This is a genomic window from Stappia sp. ABD4_338 (assembly GCF_056312175.1).
On the sequence record NZ_CM149982.1, the window covers coordinates 1 to 14,967 of the forward strand.

The window sequence follows — 14,967 nt, forward strand, 5'->3', positions numbered from 1 at the left end:
CCAAAAACAAACCTCTCTCTACGATGAAAACCATATGGCTTTTGCCATCCAGACAAGCCGCCCTTCGGGGCGGCTTTTTGCGTTCGGGCGATGGATCTTGCGCCTCCGCAAGGCGATGACTTGTCATGACGGGCCGGCGCCGGCACGTTAAGGGCTCACATGTCTCCGCCGCAGGATCTCCTCATGTCACTGTTTCAGAAAAGCTTTCCGCGAACCCTGGAGGCGCTGGCCGGTCTGGCGAGAGAGGGCGAGCTGCTTGAGGCGTGGACTTTCGACGATGTGGAAGCCCGGCGTTCCGTCGAGAAAAGGTTTAAGGATGGCGGCATCCAGGCCCGTGTCCGGTCGGCCTACAAGCCCTTGCTTCACGCGTTTCTGGAGGACATATCTCTCGAGGGTGTCGAGCGCGTCGTCGTTCGCTATCCGCTGGCCCCGATTGGCCTGGCGGACCGGTTTCGCCTCGAGGCCTATCCGCTGGCTGCCCTCGTGGGTGATCGTGAGTTGACTTTCGACCGGCGGAGCGACGATGGCCTCTTATATGAGGTGGAGCTGACGCATTCCGACGGGCGCCATGAGGTTGTTGAGGTCCTTGCACCCAATCATGCGCACACCGGCGTCCACGGGGAGAAGCTGCTCTCGCCGACGGGGTGGGTCCGGATTGGCGGACAGGGTCCCGGCGCGCGACTGGAGAACGACGTCGAGCTGGCGTTCCACGAGACTGTTCGGGAAATCGCGTGTCACGACTGGGGCGCAGATGAGCCATTCTTCGAGGAGCTCAACATTCGGGTGGAGGTTCCGGCAAGAGACCGCGAACTTCCGTTCGGCGATGAAGTGGTCAGCATCTCCGAAGCCCTTCACGAGGATCTTTATTTCACACTGCTGGAGGTGTTCGCGAAACGGACGGGCCGACAGGCGGGCGACCGGACGCTCAAGCCCGGCCAGATCGTTCCCGAGATCTCGGGCGGTGCCGAGGCCGTCAGCGTGAGCGTGTCGCTGCGCGAACTGGATGCGATAGACATTGCCGGCGAACGGATGGAGCTTGAGGGAGCGGAAGATCCCTCGGACGTGAAGCAGATCCGTCGTGTGCTCGACAGTCTCGGTGGCGTTCGCTTGAGCGCACCGACGCGGTCGGGCAGGCAGGTCTTGGCCTGCCATGTTCGCGGGACGGACGCCGCCGTCATGATCTCCGGCGGACAGCACGCCAACGAGGGGACCGGCATCGTCGGCGCGCTTCGGGCGGGGCTTGAGCTGGGCATGCGCGACGACAGCCATTTTGTTCTGTCGCCGCTTGAAAACCCGGACGGCTACGCGCTCTTCCGCCGTCTCGTTGCCGGGAATCCCCGGCACATGCATCACGCGGCACGTTACACGGCGTTCGGCGATGACATGGAATACCGTGTGGAGGGGGCTCTGGGAGAAAGCCTTTTCGAGACGGAAATCAGGTCACGCTCGATCGCCGCAAGCGGTGCGAAACTGCATGTTACCCTGCATGGTTACCCGGCTCATGAGTGGGTGCGTCCCTTCAGCGGATACGTGCCGCATGGCTTCGAGGCGTGGACGCTCCCGAAAGGGTTCTTTCTCATCCTTCGCCACCATGCCGGCTGGCGCGAGCAGGCCGAAGCCCTCCTGGAGAAGGTGACAAGCCGTCTCTTAGATCTTTCGGACGTTCTCGCGCTCACGGCGCGCCAGCTCGAGATCTACCGGATCCATGCCGGCGAGCCGGATCTGCGGATGGTGAACGGGTTCCCCTGCATGGTGGCTGAGGATCCGAGGTCGCAGGCCCCGGTGGTGCTGATCTCCGAGTATCCTGACGAGACCGTCCATGGCGAGGATTTCCGGCTTGGCCAGGACGCGCAAAGGCGCACAGCCCTCGCGGCATATGACGCCTGGCAGGAAATTCTTCCCCGCAGCGTGTGAGACCTGCCGCGATGGGGCAAACTGTCAGAACCTGACACTCACCCTCCCACGAAGGCCGTGGTCATTGCTTTCGGCGGCAATGCGCCCGGAATAGGACAGCGACAGGGTGGCATCGCCGCGCGACACGGTCAGGCCGGCGTCGAGAAGTGCGGTGTCACGCGCAAGGGGCGCGCCGGCCACGGTGAATGCGGAGCCGCCGGAGAACGCGTTTCGAGCCAGCGGAACGACCTGGCCGAAGGCGTGCTGCCAGCCGGCGGAGGCCTCCAGCGTGGCTTGCATGTCTCCCAGGCTCATCGAGTGCCTCGCTCTCATGCCGAGAGTGGAAAATGTCGTGTCCATTCTCTGCCCGCTCGAAAAGAGCGCCGTCGCGCCGCCGCTTTCCGAGAACGCCTCACGGGTGCCGGCTACATGGGCGAGTGCGGCGAAGGGCTCGAACGTGGCCGTTGCAAGCTGTATGGAATAACCGGCCTCACCGAATGCCTGAAACGTGCCTGCGGTATAGGACGCGGTGAGCCGGTCGGCGATGGTGCCGATACCGGCCGTCCGGGCCGATGACACATCGTGCCATGTGTATCCGACACCTCCGCTCAGACCGAGCGCGCCCCTCCGGGTGCCGGCATAGGCGGCAAGATGGTAGTCGCGACTGGTGAGGGAGGCGTCGCCGGCACCGGACTCAAGCCGGCTTTCCCCGAACCCGGCCAGCACGCCGAGGCGCCATGTGGCGAGCGGGACATCCGCTCCGACGAAGATGCCTCCGGCGGAGTTCGTAGTGCGGGCCGCGTTGCCGTCACTGCGCGTGGTGCCCCAGGTTCCATATCCCTCGCTCCAGAGGCCGATGACGGGCAGGCGATCCGTTGGCGCCGCAAAGGGAGCAGTTCCGCGCGCAAAGGCCTGCGGTCTGGCACTTGCCCGGCGTGTCCGGTCGAAGGCGTCGCGAATGCGTGCCCCGGCCGCGCGACGGAGAAACGCGCTGTCGGCGATGAAGCGCCCTTGCGCGCTGGCGTGGCTTTCGCCCGAGAGCGTGTCGAGCGCGGCACGGGCTTCTTCCTCGTCGGTGGAGAGAAGAAGAGCCTCGCGGATGGCGCTTGAGGTCGGGAGCGACCCGATCCCTCCCGCCGTGGCGCGCTGGTTGCGCGTGCGGCCGATGTCGGCGAGCGTTCGCGCGTTGCGCCGGATTTCCAGCGTGACGTCGTTTCCCGTGCCGCCGGCATAGTCGAGGATCGTGTCGAAGAACACGAAGTTTGCGCCCGAAACGGTGCCGAATGTGCCGGCAACGGCATCGGCACCATCGTTCCGGATGATGACAAGCGGCCCCCCGGTGCCGTTCCATGCCGTTCCCGACGGGACCTGCAGGCGGATTTCCAGATCCGCTCCGGTGATGTCCACCGCTCCCGAGACGTCGACGGTGTCATGGGCGCTGTCGGAAAGGTCGACGACCAGCGTGCCGGAAAGCGTATAGTCGCCGGTGACCGACTGGCTGGCGAAACCGCCGTTGCCGGGGTCGTGATGCCCGGAAATCGTGACCGGACCGGCAAGCGTGCCCGCCCCGCCGAGTATCCCGTCCGCCGCGATCAGGACCTGTCCGCCAAGCGTGCCCTGAAGGTCCATCCGGCCACGGGTGACGGTCGTGGTTCCGGTGTAGCCTGCGGCGTTTCCGGTGAACGTCCAGTCGGCGGTACTGTCCTGTTCCAGCGCCTCGAAACCGTCGAACTGCAGACCGGCCCCAAGTCGTGACAGGTCGAATGTCCCGGAGCTTCCACCGGCCCCCGGCGCGTCGCCGAACACAAGGGTGTCCCGGGTTCCTCCGGCCGAAACGGTGCCGTTGATCGTACCGGTTCCCGCGGCGAGGATCAGGCGGTTCGTTCCCCCGGTAAAGGTGATCGCATTGCCGGCTGTTCCGTTCAGCCCGTTGATCGGATCGACGCCGCCCGAGCCGGCGGAAATCGTTCCGGCATTGTAGATCGTCAGGTCCGCCCCGGATATTCCGTCGCCGCCACGACCGTAGCGGCGGCTTGCCGTGGCTGACCCAAGGCCACCGTCGCCACCGGCGATGACGCCCTTGTTCTCGATGGCAAGGCCGGTCCCCTCGATGCCGTGTCCCGCATTTCCCCCGATGCCGCCAAAACTCTTCGACGTGTCGCTGGCATCGCCCGCGTCCCCGCCATTTCCACCACGGATCTCGCCTTCGTTGACGATGGCGATGTCACTGCCGGCAAATCCCCGGCCGCCATCGAAACCGTCGCCGCTGAAACTGTCGGGAGAGCTGCCGCCATCACCGCCATGGCCACCTTGCAGGCGTCCCCGGTTCAGGAGATCGTAGGCTCCCGAACCGGACAGGGCGTCTCCGGCGTCGCCGCCGCTTCCCGCAGCGGAAAAGCTTCCCTGGCCGTCGCCGCCGGCCCCGCCATTGCCTCCCCGGATCATCCCGCCGGTGCCGATGACGAGATCGCCGTTCAGGCGTGCGCCTTCGCCTCCGCCGCCTCCGCCGCCTCCGTCGGGGGCCCATGCATCGCCGCCGTCGCCTCCGTCGCCGCCGCCGTTGGTTCCCGGGGCGCCAGGTCCGGCGTTGCCGCCGTCAACACCGTCGGTTCCGCCTGACCCGCCATCGCCACCGGCGACGAGAGCATCAAGCTGGCCGTTGATGAAATCTCCCGACCGTCCGTCCTGACCGTCATATCCGAAGGAGCTGTCATTTCCTCTGCCGGGAGCCGCAAGTGCGTCCTCCTTGCCTGGCGTCGCTACGACGAGTGCCGTTCCAAGCGCAAGGGACAGCGCGTGCCGCGCGGCGATGCTCCTGTGTGGCCGCCGGTTGTGGAGGGGCTGCAGGGGACAGGGCATCTCGGGGGATTTCGGCATGGCAGGGAGAACTCTTCACCGGGGTCTTGCAGGTCGACGGCGGTGAACGATATGGAGGCGGTGAGAGCTAAGCCACGACTATTGTTTATCAATTTTCGCGGATTTATCATTTCCCGATGCCGGGGAGAGGGAAACCGGAGGAAGTTCTGCTGGCGGAAGACATGCCCCGGGATGAGGCCGGACGGGACCGGCCATCCGCACATGCGGACAATGCGCACACGTTCCGGCTGCGGGAGGGCGAGCTCAACCCCGTGCCCGGCGTGCGTGGCCAGTTCTCGACGATGACCTTCGACAACGGGCTTACCCTTCACCTTGGGGAGTTCGAGGTGGAGAACGATTGCATCCTGGACGTTCCGCCGCGATCCGGCGAACCCTGGGTCGGGGGCAGTATCCATATCCTGGGCAATTCGGTGATGCGGCTGCCCGACGGGCGGTGCGTTCCCCGGTATGAACAGCACACCGTGCTCAACAGGATCGACATGCCGGGAACGGCGTTCCTGCTCGATGGAGGACAGACCGTTCGTCACATGTCGGCGGTGATCCCCGTCAAGGCGCTGAAAGACATGCTGGATGAGGAGACGGCCGGCGGGCTTGCTCCTTTTCTCGATCCGCAAGGGGACGTCTGTGCGGTGGAGACCGTTCCGACGACCGGCCGGATCAGGTCACTGGCGACCAGCCTGTTTTCGGAGCGATCGCCGGGGCCGGGACGAAGATTGCGGCTTCAGGGCATAGCGTCGCTCGTCCTGGCGGAGGTGATCGACGGGTACAGCCAAGCATCGAGCGCGAGAGCTCTGGACGCGGCCGACTGGCAATATCTTGGGCTCGAGGGCACCATCAGGCGGATCCGCGAAGGGCTGGGCACGCCCCTTTCGGTGGAGCAACTGGCTGCCGAGGCGGGCATGTCGGCTCACCGGCTGAACCGCCTGTTCCTGCAGGAAACGGGGCGCAACTGCGCCGACTACATTCGCGGGGAACGGATGACGCGGGCGCAGTCCTTCCTGCTCTCGGGCCGGTTCACGGTGAAGGAGGTCGCCGCTTCCGTGGGGTTCAACCATGTCAGCAATTTCACGCGCGCCTATCGCGAGCGTTTCGGCGAGACGCCCTCGCGCGCGATCCGGAGGGTCCGGCCCTGACGCGCCTGACACGGACCAGGGGACGACGCCTTCCGCCTTATTCGTGAAGCGCAAGGCCGCTGCCGGCCTGTTCCGCGAAGACCCGTGTGTCGAGTTCGTGGAGGCCGCGCGCCAGCGTTCCGCGCAAAACGAGATCCTCTTCCCAGTCGATGGGATCGATGGCCGCGCGCGGCTGCAAGTCGTCGACCAGGGCTTCGCGCAGGGCCGCCTCGACGGCCGGGGCGAGAAGCGGCCAGGCCGGCATCGCGCCGCCGGTGACCGCGATGCGGCGCGGATCGAGTGTCGCCGACAGTCTGGCGAGGGCGTAGCCAAGAGCGGTTCCGGCGGAGGCAAAGGCCTCCCGGGCGCCCTTGTTGCCGGCCTCGGCGGCGCGGACCAGATCCGGAATGGTTGCGGTTTCCTCGTCAACCCGTGCGGGCTGGGTCTGCGGGTCGAGCCCGAGCGCAACGCGCTTGATGGCATAGTCGCCGAGATAGGCCTCGAGGCAGCCGCGCCGCCCGCAGCGGCACAGGGCGCCACCGGGGATATGATTGGCGTGGCCGATTTCCGCCGCCGCGCCCGTCTCGCCGACAAAGAGCCGGTTGTCGACGAAGAGCCCCATGCCGACGCCGTAGTCGATGAAGATCACGGCGAAGGTTCCCCCGTAGCGCTCGGGATCGACCTGATGCAGGGCCTCGGCGATCATGTTGGTGTCGTTGGACAGGCGGCAGGGCACGCCGAATGCCGCCTCCATGGGAGCGACGACGGGAACGTTGCGTTCGCTGAAGGCGGGCGACCAGGCGACGGTGCCTTCGCTGTCGTCGACGACACCCTGTGCGGCAATGGAAATGATGGACGGACGCACGCCGCCGGCAATGCCATCCAGAAAGCCCCTTGCTGCCTTGACCAGTGTCTCGCCGAAGCTCGATGCCATCGTCGTTTCGGAGGCGAACCCCGCTCCGCCGCGGGCGAGCACCGCTCCGGCATAGTCGGCAAGCGCAAACTCGATCTTGTTGACCGACAGCTTGACCGCGAGCACCCGCGCGGCTCCGCCGTCGAGGGATAGCAGGGCCCGGGGACGGCCGCGGGTGGCGCGGGTTTTCTGCTCAGGGTCCTCGATGCCCGTGACAATGCCCTCGGAGATCAGGTCGGAGGTGATTGAGGTGACGGTCGCCGGGCTCAGCCTGGTCTCGCGGCCAAGGTCGATCCGCGCCTGTGCGCCGATACGGCGCAACGCCTGCAGGAGGACAGAACGGTTCTGTCGCCGGATCTTGTCGCGATCGGCCTTTTCGGTCATGCGAGTCCCACCCTCATGCCTGTCACACGAGCGTTTCATCCCTTGCCACGATAATGGCGTGAGGCGCACACTTTCGATGCGCCGTGCCGTCCGGCCCCTGCCCGGTTCTTCTGCCGTGTGCTTGCCGGAACCGCACGAAACGTGCGCCGCCGGCCGGAGCCCAGTTGCATGGCGAAACCATGTTGACAGGGCAGTCCGATTGGAGCAACTTTTTTTCGGGTGCCAAAAAAAATAACGAAAAGGGTGCGGGCGGGAGGCCCGAAAGCACCGGCACCTCGAGGAAGTGACGTCTTGCCGTGTGGATGGAGGATCCGGCGGGGACGAACGGGAGGAAAACCTATGAGCAGGATTCACAAGCTTGTCGCGGGCGCGCTTCTGGCCGCCATGACGGTTCCGGCCGCTGCCCAGGACATCACGGTCGGCGTGAGCTGGTCCAACTTCCAGGAAGAGCGCTGGAAGACGGACGAGGGTGCCATCAAGAAGGCGCTCGAGGCCGCCGGTGCCGAGTATGTCTCCGCCGATGCGCAGAGTTCCTCGGCCAAGCAGCTTTCCGATGTCGAGGCGCTGATCGCGCAGGGCGTCGACGCGCTCATCATTCTGGCGCAGGATTCCCAGGCGATCGGACCGGCCATCCAGGCGGCCGCGAACGAAGGCATTCCGGTGGTCGGCTACGACCGCCTGATCGAGGATCCGCGCGCCTTCTATCTGACCTTCGACAATGTCGAGGTCGGCCGGATGCAGGCCCGCGAGGTCCTGAAGCTGGCGCCGGAAGGCAACTACGTGATGATCAAGGGATCGCCGACGGATCCGAACGCGGACTTCCTGCGTGGGGGCCAGCAGGAGGTGCTGCAGTCCGCGATCGACGCCGGCAAGATCAAGATCGTCGGCGAGGCCTACACCGATGGCTGGCTGCCGGCCAACGCACAGCGCAACATGGAGCAGATCCTCACCGCGCAGAACAACGAGGTCGACGCGGTCGTCGCCTCCAACGACGGTACGGCTGGCGGCGCTGTCGCGGCGCTGACCGCGCAGGGCATGGAAGGCATCCCGGTGTCCGGGCAGGACGGTGATCATGCGGCGCTCAACCGTGTGGCCCGCGGCACGCAGACCGTTTCCGTCTGGAAGGATGCCCGTGAGCTTGGCAAGGTCGCCGGCGAGATTGCCGTGGCAATGGCCAAGGGCGGCTCGATGGATGCTGTCGAGGGGGCCGGAAAGTGGACCTCTCCGTCCGGCACGGAGCTGACCGCGCGCTTCCTGGCGCCGATTCCGATCACGAAGGACAACCTCGACGTGGTCGTCGATGCGGGCTGGATCACCAAGGATGCGCTCTGCCAGGGCGTGAGCGACGGTCCCTCGCCCTGCAACTGATGGCCTGTTGACGTCACCTCCCGCCCCGCAAGGAGGGGCGGGGCCTTGCGTGCCGTGTTGCCCGTGTGGTGACGGCGCGCGAGGGGTGGCGTCCAGCAAGCTGGAGCTTTCCCATGTCCGATTCCGCGCTTCCGGCAGGCAAGTCCGCAACCTCTCGCGGCTTCTTTTCCGCGCTGCAGGTCGATACCCGCCTGCTCGGCATGATCGGCGCCTTCGCCGTGCTGTGCCTGGTGTTCAACGCGTTCACCGGCGGCAACTTCCTGACGCCCCGCAACATCTTCAACCTGACGATCCAGACCGTGTCCGTCGCGATCATGGCGACCGGCATGGTGTTCGTCATCGTCACCCGGCACATCGACCTGTCGGTCGGTTCCCTGCTGGCCACTGTCGCCGCCGTGATGGCCATGGTTCAGACCCATGTGCTTCCGGTGACCCTCGGCCTCGGGCTCGAGCATCCCGCGATCTGGATCCTTGCCATTCTGTCCGGCGTCGTGGTCGGCGCGATCATCGGAGCGTTCCAGGGTGTCCTGATCGGCTATCTCGGCATTCCGGCCTTCATCGTCACGCTGGGCGGGCTGCTGGTCTGGCGCAATACGGCGTGGTTCATCACCGACGGCCAGACGATCGGCCCGCTCGACGCGCGCTTCACCCGGATCGGCGGTATTGGCGGAACTCTGGGCGAAACATGGTCCTGGGTCTTCGCGGCCGTCGCGGTCGCCGCAGCCCTCGGCCTGCAGTTCGCCTCGCGCCGGCGCAAGGCAACGCATGGCTTCCCGGTCAAGCCCGTATGGGCGGAAGCGACCCTGTCCGCGATCATCACGGCGGCAATCGTCGGCTTCATCGCCATCCTCAATGCCTACGAGATCCCGACAAGGGTGCTGCGGCGCGACTTCGCCGCGCGCGGACTGGAAATGCCGGAAGGCTATGCCGCATCCTACGGCTTGCCCTACTCGGTGCTGCTTCTGATCCTGGTCGCCATCGTCATGACCCTGGTGGCGCAGCGCACCCGGCTCGGTCGCTACATCTTCGCCACGGGCGGCAATCCGGACGCCGCCGAGCTTTCGGGCATCAACACCCGCCTGCTGACGGTCAAGATCTTCGCCATCATGGGCGGGCTTTGCGCCTTGTCGGCGGCGGTTGCCTCGGCACGCCTCGGCTTTTCCACCAATGACATCGGTACGCTCGACGAACTGCGGGTCATTGCGGCGGCCGTGATCGGCGGGACCGCGCTTTCCGGCGGCATCGGCACCATCTACGGCGCCATTCTCGGCGCCCTCATCATGCAGTCGCTGCAATCGGGCATGGCGATGGTCGGGGTGGATGCGCCGCTTCAGAACATCGTTGTCGGCGTCGTTCTCGTCGTCGCCGTTCTCGTCGACATCCTCTACCGCAAGCGCACGGGAGACTGAGCCATGGCAACTCCCCTCGTGGAGATGAAGGACATCTGCATCTCCTTCGGCGGCGTCCACGCGGTCGATCACGTAAGCGTCGATCTCAATCCGGGCGAGGTCGTTGGCCTGCTCGGGCACAATGGCGCGGGCAAGTCCACCCTCATCAAGATCCTGTCCGGGGCCTACCGGTCGGACAGCGGGCAGATCCTCATCGACGGCAAGCCGGCGACGATCAACAGCCCGCGCGACGCCCGCAACTACAACATCGAGACGATCTACCAGACGCTCGCGCTCGCCGACAATCTGGATGCCGCCTCGAACCTCTTTCTCGGCCGCGAGATCGTCACGCCCTTCGGCTTTGTCGACGACGATGCGATGGAGGCCGAGACGCGCAAGATCATGTCGCGGCTCAATCCGAACTTCCGCAAGTTCAAGGCACCGGTGAAGGCGCTGTCCGGTGGTCAGCGACAGTCCGTGGCGATCGCGCGCGCGGTCTACTTCAATGCCCGCATTCTCATCATGGACGAGCCGACGGCGGCGCTTGGCGTTCAGGAGACGCAGATGGTCTCCGAGCTGATCCAGGAGCTGAAGAAGCAGGGCCTCGGGATTTTCCTCATCTCGCACGACATTCATGACGTGTTCGATCTCGCCGACCGGGTGGCGGTGATGAAGAACGGCCAACTGGTCGGATCGGCACGCACGCAGGACGTGACCAAGGACGAGGTGCTCGGCATGATCATCCTTGGCAAGTGTCCGGCCGGCGCCACGCCCGGCCCCGGGGCCTTCGCGGAGCAGCCGGCGGCATGATGCGCCGCGGCAAGTGACTTGTCCGGCGGGAAAAATTCCGCCGGACCGCAATCGCAAGAGGGGTTCTCATCCACGCGAGCATCCCGTAACATCCAATTCATGAATGCGCCCCCGCCCGTCGCAGACGACTTTGCGCTGTTCCTCGATTTCGACGGAACCCTGGTGGAAATCGCGCCAACGCCCACGTCCATCGACATTGCACCGGCGCTTGCCGGTCACCTGAAGCGGCTGGAGCGACGACTGGCCGGCGCGCTGGCGCTCGTCAGCGGCAGATCCATCAGGGAACTGGACGACTTTCTGGATCCGCTCGATCTTCCGGCCGCCGGCCTGCACGGGCTGGAGACGCGGTTTCGTGCCGGAGAGCCGGCGGAGCCCGCGCCGGTCGGACCCGAAATCGCCATGCTCAAGGAAGCGCTCTCGGGCAGCGGCCTGCTGTCGCGCGGCGTGACACTCGAGGACAAGGGGGCGGCGCTCGCCGTCCATTACCGCATCGCGCCTGACTGCGAGGAGGCGGTGATGGAGGTGATGCGGCAGGTGCTCGAGGGGCTGCCCGACCTTCACCTGGTGCGCGGCAAGATGGTGGTGGAGGCAAAGCCCGCCTACCGCGACAAGGGGTGGGCCGTCTCGCGCTTCATGGAAATGGACCCTTTCAGGGGGCGTACGCCGGTCTTCGTCGGAGACGACGTCACGGACGAGGACGGTATCCGCATGGCGCAGGCGCTGGGCGGCTTCGGCATCAAGATCGGCGATGGGCACTCCGAGGCCCGCTTTCGCCTTGCCGGCGTCGAGGAGGTCCACGCCTGGCTGGAGGAGACCGTCTCGGCGCGCGCCCGCCCTCCCTCCCGAACCACGACGCCCAGGAGCGATAGCGAATGATCCCTCCCGCGACCGAAAAGCCTTCGCTCGACCTCGCCATGATCGGAAACTGCTCGTTTGCGGCGCTCGTCGACAAGATGGCGCGCATCGTGTGGTGCTGTCTGCCGCGTTTCGATGGTGATCCGGTGTTCCACTCGCTGCTCGGCACGCGCGGCGAGGCCGGGGACGGAGCTTTCGCGATCGAGCTGGAAGGCGCGGTGCGCAGCGAGCAGCACTATCATGAAAATACGGCCGTCGTGGTGACCCGGCTGCATGACGCATCGGGCAATGCCATCGAGATCACGGATTTCGCGCCACGTTTCCAGACCAAGGGGCGCATGTTCCGTCCCACGGCAATCGTGCGTCGCGTTCGGCCCATCGCCGGGCATCCGCGCATTCGCGTGCGTTGCCGGCCGCGCTTCGCCTATGGCGCGCGCGATCCCGAGACCACCTTCGGCTCCAACCATGTGCGCTGGGTGGGAAATGGCCAGACGCTTCGGCTTACCACCAATGCGCCGGTCACCTATGTGCGCGACGAGATCCCCTTCCTGCTCGATGCCCCGGTTTCCTTCTATCTCGGGCCGGACGAGAGCCTGACCCGGCATCCGGAGGCACTTTGCGGCGAGTTCGAGGAAGAGACCGCGCGCTACTGGCGTTTGTGGACGCGGCGGCTCGGTCTGCCGCTCGAGTATCAGGATGCGGTGATCCGGGCTGCGATCACCCTCAAGCTGTGCACCTTCGAGGAAACCGGAGCGATCGTGGCGGCGGTGACGACATCCATTCCCGAAGCCGCCGACAGCGAACGGAACTGGGACTATCGCTATTGCTGGCTGCGGGATGCGTTCTTCGTCGTCCGTGCCCTCAATTCGCTCTCCGAAATGGAGACGATGGAGAACTACCTCCGTTACATCAACAATATCGCCTCCATGACCAACGGTGACCACGTGCAGCCGCTCTACGGTATCGCGCTGGAAAAGACGCTCGTGGAGGATCAGGTCGACCTGCCGGGCTATCGCGGCATGGGACCGGTGCGCATCGGCAATCAGGCCTATGAGCACTTCCAGCACGACGTCTATGGCAACATCGTTCTGGCGGCGTCGCAGGCGTTTTTCGACAAGCGGCTTCTGCGTCAGCCGGGCGTTGACGATTTCGCCCGCCTCGAGGTGATCGGCGAGCGGGCCTTTGCCATGCACGACCAGCCCGACGCCGGGCTTTGGGAACTCAGGACCCGCGCGCGCGTCCACACGTCATCGTCGTTGATGTGCTGGGCCGCCTGCGACCGGCTCGCGCGCATCGCCCCGACCTTCGGGCTCGAGGCGCGCGCGGAGATCTGGCGCGAACGGGCGGAGCGGATCCGGGCGACGATCCTGGAGCAGGGCTGGAACGAGAAGGTCGGGGCCTTCGTGGAGAGTTTCGGCGGCCACGATCTCGACGCCAGCCTTCTGCTCATCGCCGAGGTGGGTTTCCTGCCGCCGCGCGACCCGCGGTTCATCGCCACCGTGGAGCGGATCGGCGAGAAGCTTCGCCGGGGCAATCATCTCTTCCGCTACCATGCGGCGGATGATTTCGGTGCGCCGGAAAACGCCTTCAATATCTGTACCTTCTGGTACATCGACGCGCTCGCCCGGATCGGACGGACCGAGGAGGCGCGCGACATCTACGAGACGATGCTCTCCTGTCGCAACCATGTCGGACTGCTGTCCGAGGATACCTCGCCTGGAACGGGGGAGATGTGGGGCAACTTTCCGCAGACCTACTCCATGGTCGGGATCATCAATGGTGCGGTGCGTCTCTCGGCGCGCTGGGAAGACGTGGTCTGATCTCCTCCGGCGGTCCCGGACGCGGACCGCGCCCGGGAACCTGGGACCGGTGTTCGGCGTTCGCCACAGGCGGGGCGATGCGTGGCCGTTTGTGGCCGCAAATCCGTACCGCGAGTTTTCCTCCAAGGCCCTTGGCCTTGCCACCAACGATACCAGCAGGAGGTTCTGTCCATGTCCCGTCTCGTCATCGTCTCCAACCGTGTCGGTCCTCTCAAGGACACCGGACGGGCTGGCGGGCTGGCGGTGGCGCTCGTGGACGCGCTCAACGAGACGGGCGGCCTCTGGTTCGGTTGGTCCGGGGGCATATCGGAAGAGGGAACCTTCGGCCCGCTTCAGGAGGGCGGCTCGCGCAAGGTGTCGATGGCGACCATCGACATGACCCAGGCCGATTATGACGAGTTCTACGTCGGTTTCGCGAACAAGACCTTGTGGCCGGTGCTGCACTATCGGCTCGACCTTGCCGTTTTCGACCGCCGCGCGGAGGAGGGCTACCGGCGTGTCAATGAGCGTTTCGCCGTCCGCCTTCGTCCGCTGGTCCAGTCCGACGACATCATCTGGGTCCACGACTATCATTTCCTGTCGCTCGCGGCCGAACTTCGCGCCATGGACGTCGGAAATCCGATCGGCTTCTTCCTCCACATTCCCTTCCCGGCTCCGGAAATCCTTGCCGGGCTTCCGAACGCGGCCACGCTGGTGCGGCGGATGCTTGCCTATGACGTGATCGGCTTCCAGTCGAAGCGTTGCGCGGACAATTTCCGCCGTTTTGCCATCGAGGAACTAGACCTCGTGCTCGAGGGGGAGGATGTCCTGAAGGTCGAAGGCCGGCGGGTCACCGCGCGTGCCTTTCCCATCGGGATCGATGCCGCCGGCTATTCCAAGCAGGCCATGTCGCCGGAGGCGCGCCGGGCGATGGCGCGCATGGAAAAGCTGCTCAACGGACGCCAGCAGATCATCGGTGTCGACCGGATCGACTATTCAAAGGGCCTGCCCGAACGGTTCCGCGCCTTCGAGCGCCTTCTGGAGGACTATCCGGAAAACCGGGGGCGGGTGAGCCTGATGCAGGTTGCCCCGCCCTCGCGTTCCGAACTCGATGCCTATGTCGAGATCCGCCGGGAGCTCGAGGAACTGACGGGACACGTGAACGGACGGTTCGGCGATCTCGACTGGGTGCCGATCCGCTACATGACGCGGTCCTTCCAGCGACGGGCGCTGGCGGGCATCTATCGTTCAAGCCGCGTGGCGCTGGTCACGCCGCTGCGTGACGGCATGAACCTGGTCGCGAAGGAATATGTCGCCGCGCAACGGGCGGAGGATCCGGGCGTGGTGGTGTTGTCGCGGTTCGCGGGCGCGGCGGAGCAGATGCCGGAGGCGCTGATCGTGAACCCGCATTCCGCCGAAGGGGTTGCCGCAAGCCTCCAGCATGCGCTGACCATGTCGCTTGAAGAAAGGCGCCAGCGCTGGCAGGCGCTGTTCGACAGGCTTTGCGAGGAGGATGCGGCGAGCTGGGCGCGGTCCTTCATGGACACCCTGCGGCAGGTGCACTGACC

The 14,967-nt window shown here is 65.7% G+C and carries 10 protein-coding genes; 8 read left to right on the top strand and 2 right to left on the bottom strand.

Going from position 1 to position 14,967, the window contains the following annotated elements; genetic code table 11:
* Positions 1 to 183: 183 nt before the first annotated feature.
* Entirely contained in the window at positions 184 to 1,914 is a 1,731-nt protein-coding gene (locus ACYX4S_RS00005; protein ID WP_476361418.1) for a M14 family metallopeptidase, read from the top strand.
* 24 nt (positions 1,915 to 1,938) lie between these two features.
* Here ACYX4S_RS00005 and ACYX4S_RS00010 read toward each other — a convergent pair whose 3' ends face one another.
* Positions 1,939 to 4,770, bottom strand: coding sequence for an autotransporter outer membrane beta-barrel domain-containing protein (locus ACYX4S_RS00010; protein ID WP_476361419.1), 2,832 nt, complete (start codon positions 4,768 to 4,770; stop codon positions 1,939 to 1,941).
* 161 nt (positions 4,771 to 4,931) lie between these two features.
* Here ACYX4S_RS00010 and ACYX4S_RS00015 point away from each other — a divergent pair, with 161 nt between their 5' ends.
* The gene (locus ACYX4S_RS00015; RefSeq protein WP_476361420.1) at positions 4,932 to 5,903 is read left to right on the top strand and encodes a helix-turn-helix transcriptional regulator; all 972 of its coding nucleotides are present in this window, start codon (positions 4,932 to 4,934) and stop codon (positions 5,901 to 5,903) included.
* 37 nt (positions 5,904 to 5,940) lie between these two features.
* Here the strand turns inward: ACYX4S_RS00015 and ACYX4S_RS00020 are convergent, their stop codons facing one another.
* Positions 5,941 to 7,179: an ROK family protein gene (locus tag ACYX4S_RS00020; RefSeq protein WP_476361421.1), complete on the bottom strand. Its 1,239-nt coding sequence runs from the start codon at positions 7,177 to 7,179 to the stop codon at positions 5,941 to 5,943.
* A gap of 339 nt (positions 7,180 to 7,518) precedes the next feature.
* Between ACYX4S_RS00020 and xylF the strand changes: the two genes are divergently transcribed.
* The 6 genes from xylF (at position 7,519) to ACYX4S_RS00050 (ending at position 14,965) form a co-directional block, all read left to right on the top strand.
* Positions 7,519 to 8,547 carry a D-xylose ABC transporter substrate-binding protein gene (xylF, locus tag ACYX4S_RS00025; protein ID WP_422070009.1) on the top strand — a complete coding sequence of 343 codons (1,029 nt, stop codon included), beginning with the start codon at positions 7,519 to 7,521 and terminating at the stop codon, positions 8,545 to 8,547.
* A 113-nt stretch (positions 8,548 to 8,660) separates the two neighbouring features.
* The gene (locus tag ACYX4S_RS00030; RefSeq protein ID WP_293722574.1) at positions 8,661 to 9,956 is read left to right on the top strand and encodes a sugar ABC transporter permease; all 1,296 of its coding nucleotides are present in this window, start codon (positions 8,661 to 8,663) and stop codon (positions 9,954 to 9,956) included.
* A 3-nt stretch (positions 9,957 to 9,959) separates the two neighbouring features.
* Positions 9,960 to 10,745 (top strand): ATP-binding cassette domain-containing protein, encoded by a 786-nt coding sequence (locus ACYX4S_RS00035; protein ID WP_293722576.1) that lies wholly within the window; start codon positions 9,960 to 9,962, stop codon positions 10,743 to 10,745.
* Between the two features lie 99 nt (positions 10,746 to 10,844).
* Positions 10,845 to 11,621 carry a trehalose-phosphatase gene (gene otsB, locus ACYX4S_RS00040; RefSeq protein ID WP_476361422.1) on the top strand — a complete coding sequence of 259 codons (777 nt, stop codon included), beginning with the start codon at positions 10,845 to 10,847 and terminating at the stop codon, positions 11,619 to 11,621.
* Entirely contained in the window at positions 11,618 to 13,420 is a 1,803-nt protein-coding gene (locus ACYX4S_RS00045) for a glycoside hydrolase family 15 protein (RefSeq protein ID WP_476361423.1), read from the top strand. Before otsB ends, ACYX4S_RS00045 begins: the two co-directional genes overlap by 4 nt.
* A gap of 171 nt (positions 13,421 to 13,591) precedes the next feature.
* The gene (locus ACYX4S_RS00050; RefSeq protein ID WP_422070005.1) at positions 13,592 to 14,965 is read left to right on the top strand and encodes an alpha,alpha-trehalose-phosphate synthase (UDP-forming); all 1,374 of its coding nucleotides are present in this window, start codon (positions 13,592 to 13,594) and stop codon (positions 14,963 to 14,965) included.
* Positions 14,966 to 14,967: the final 2 nt, after the last annotated feature.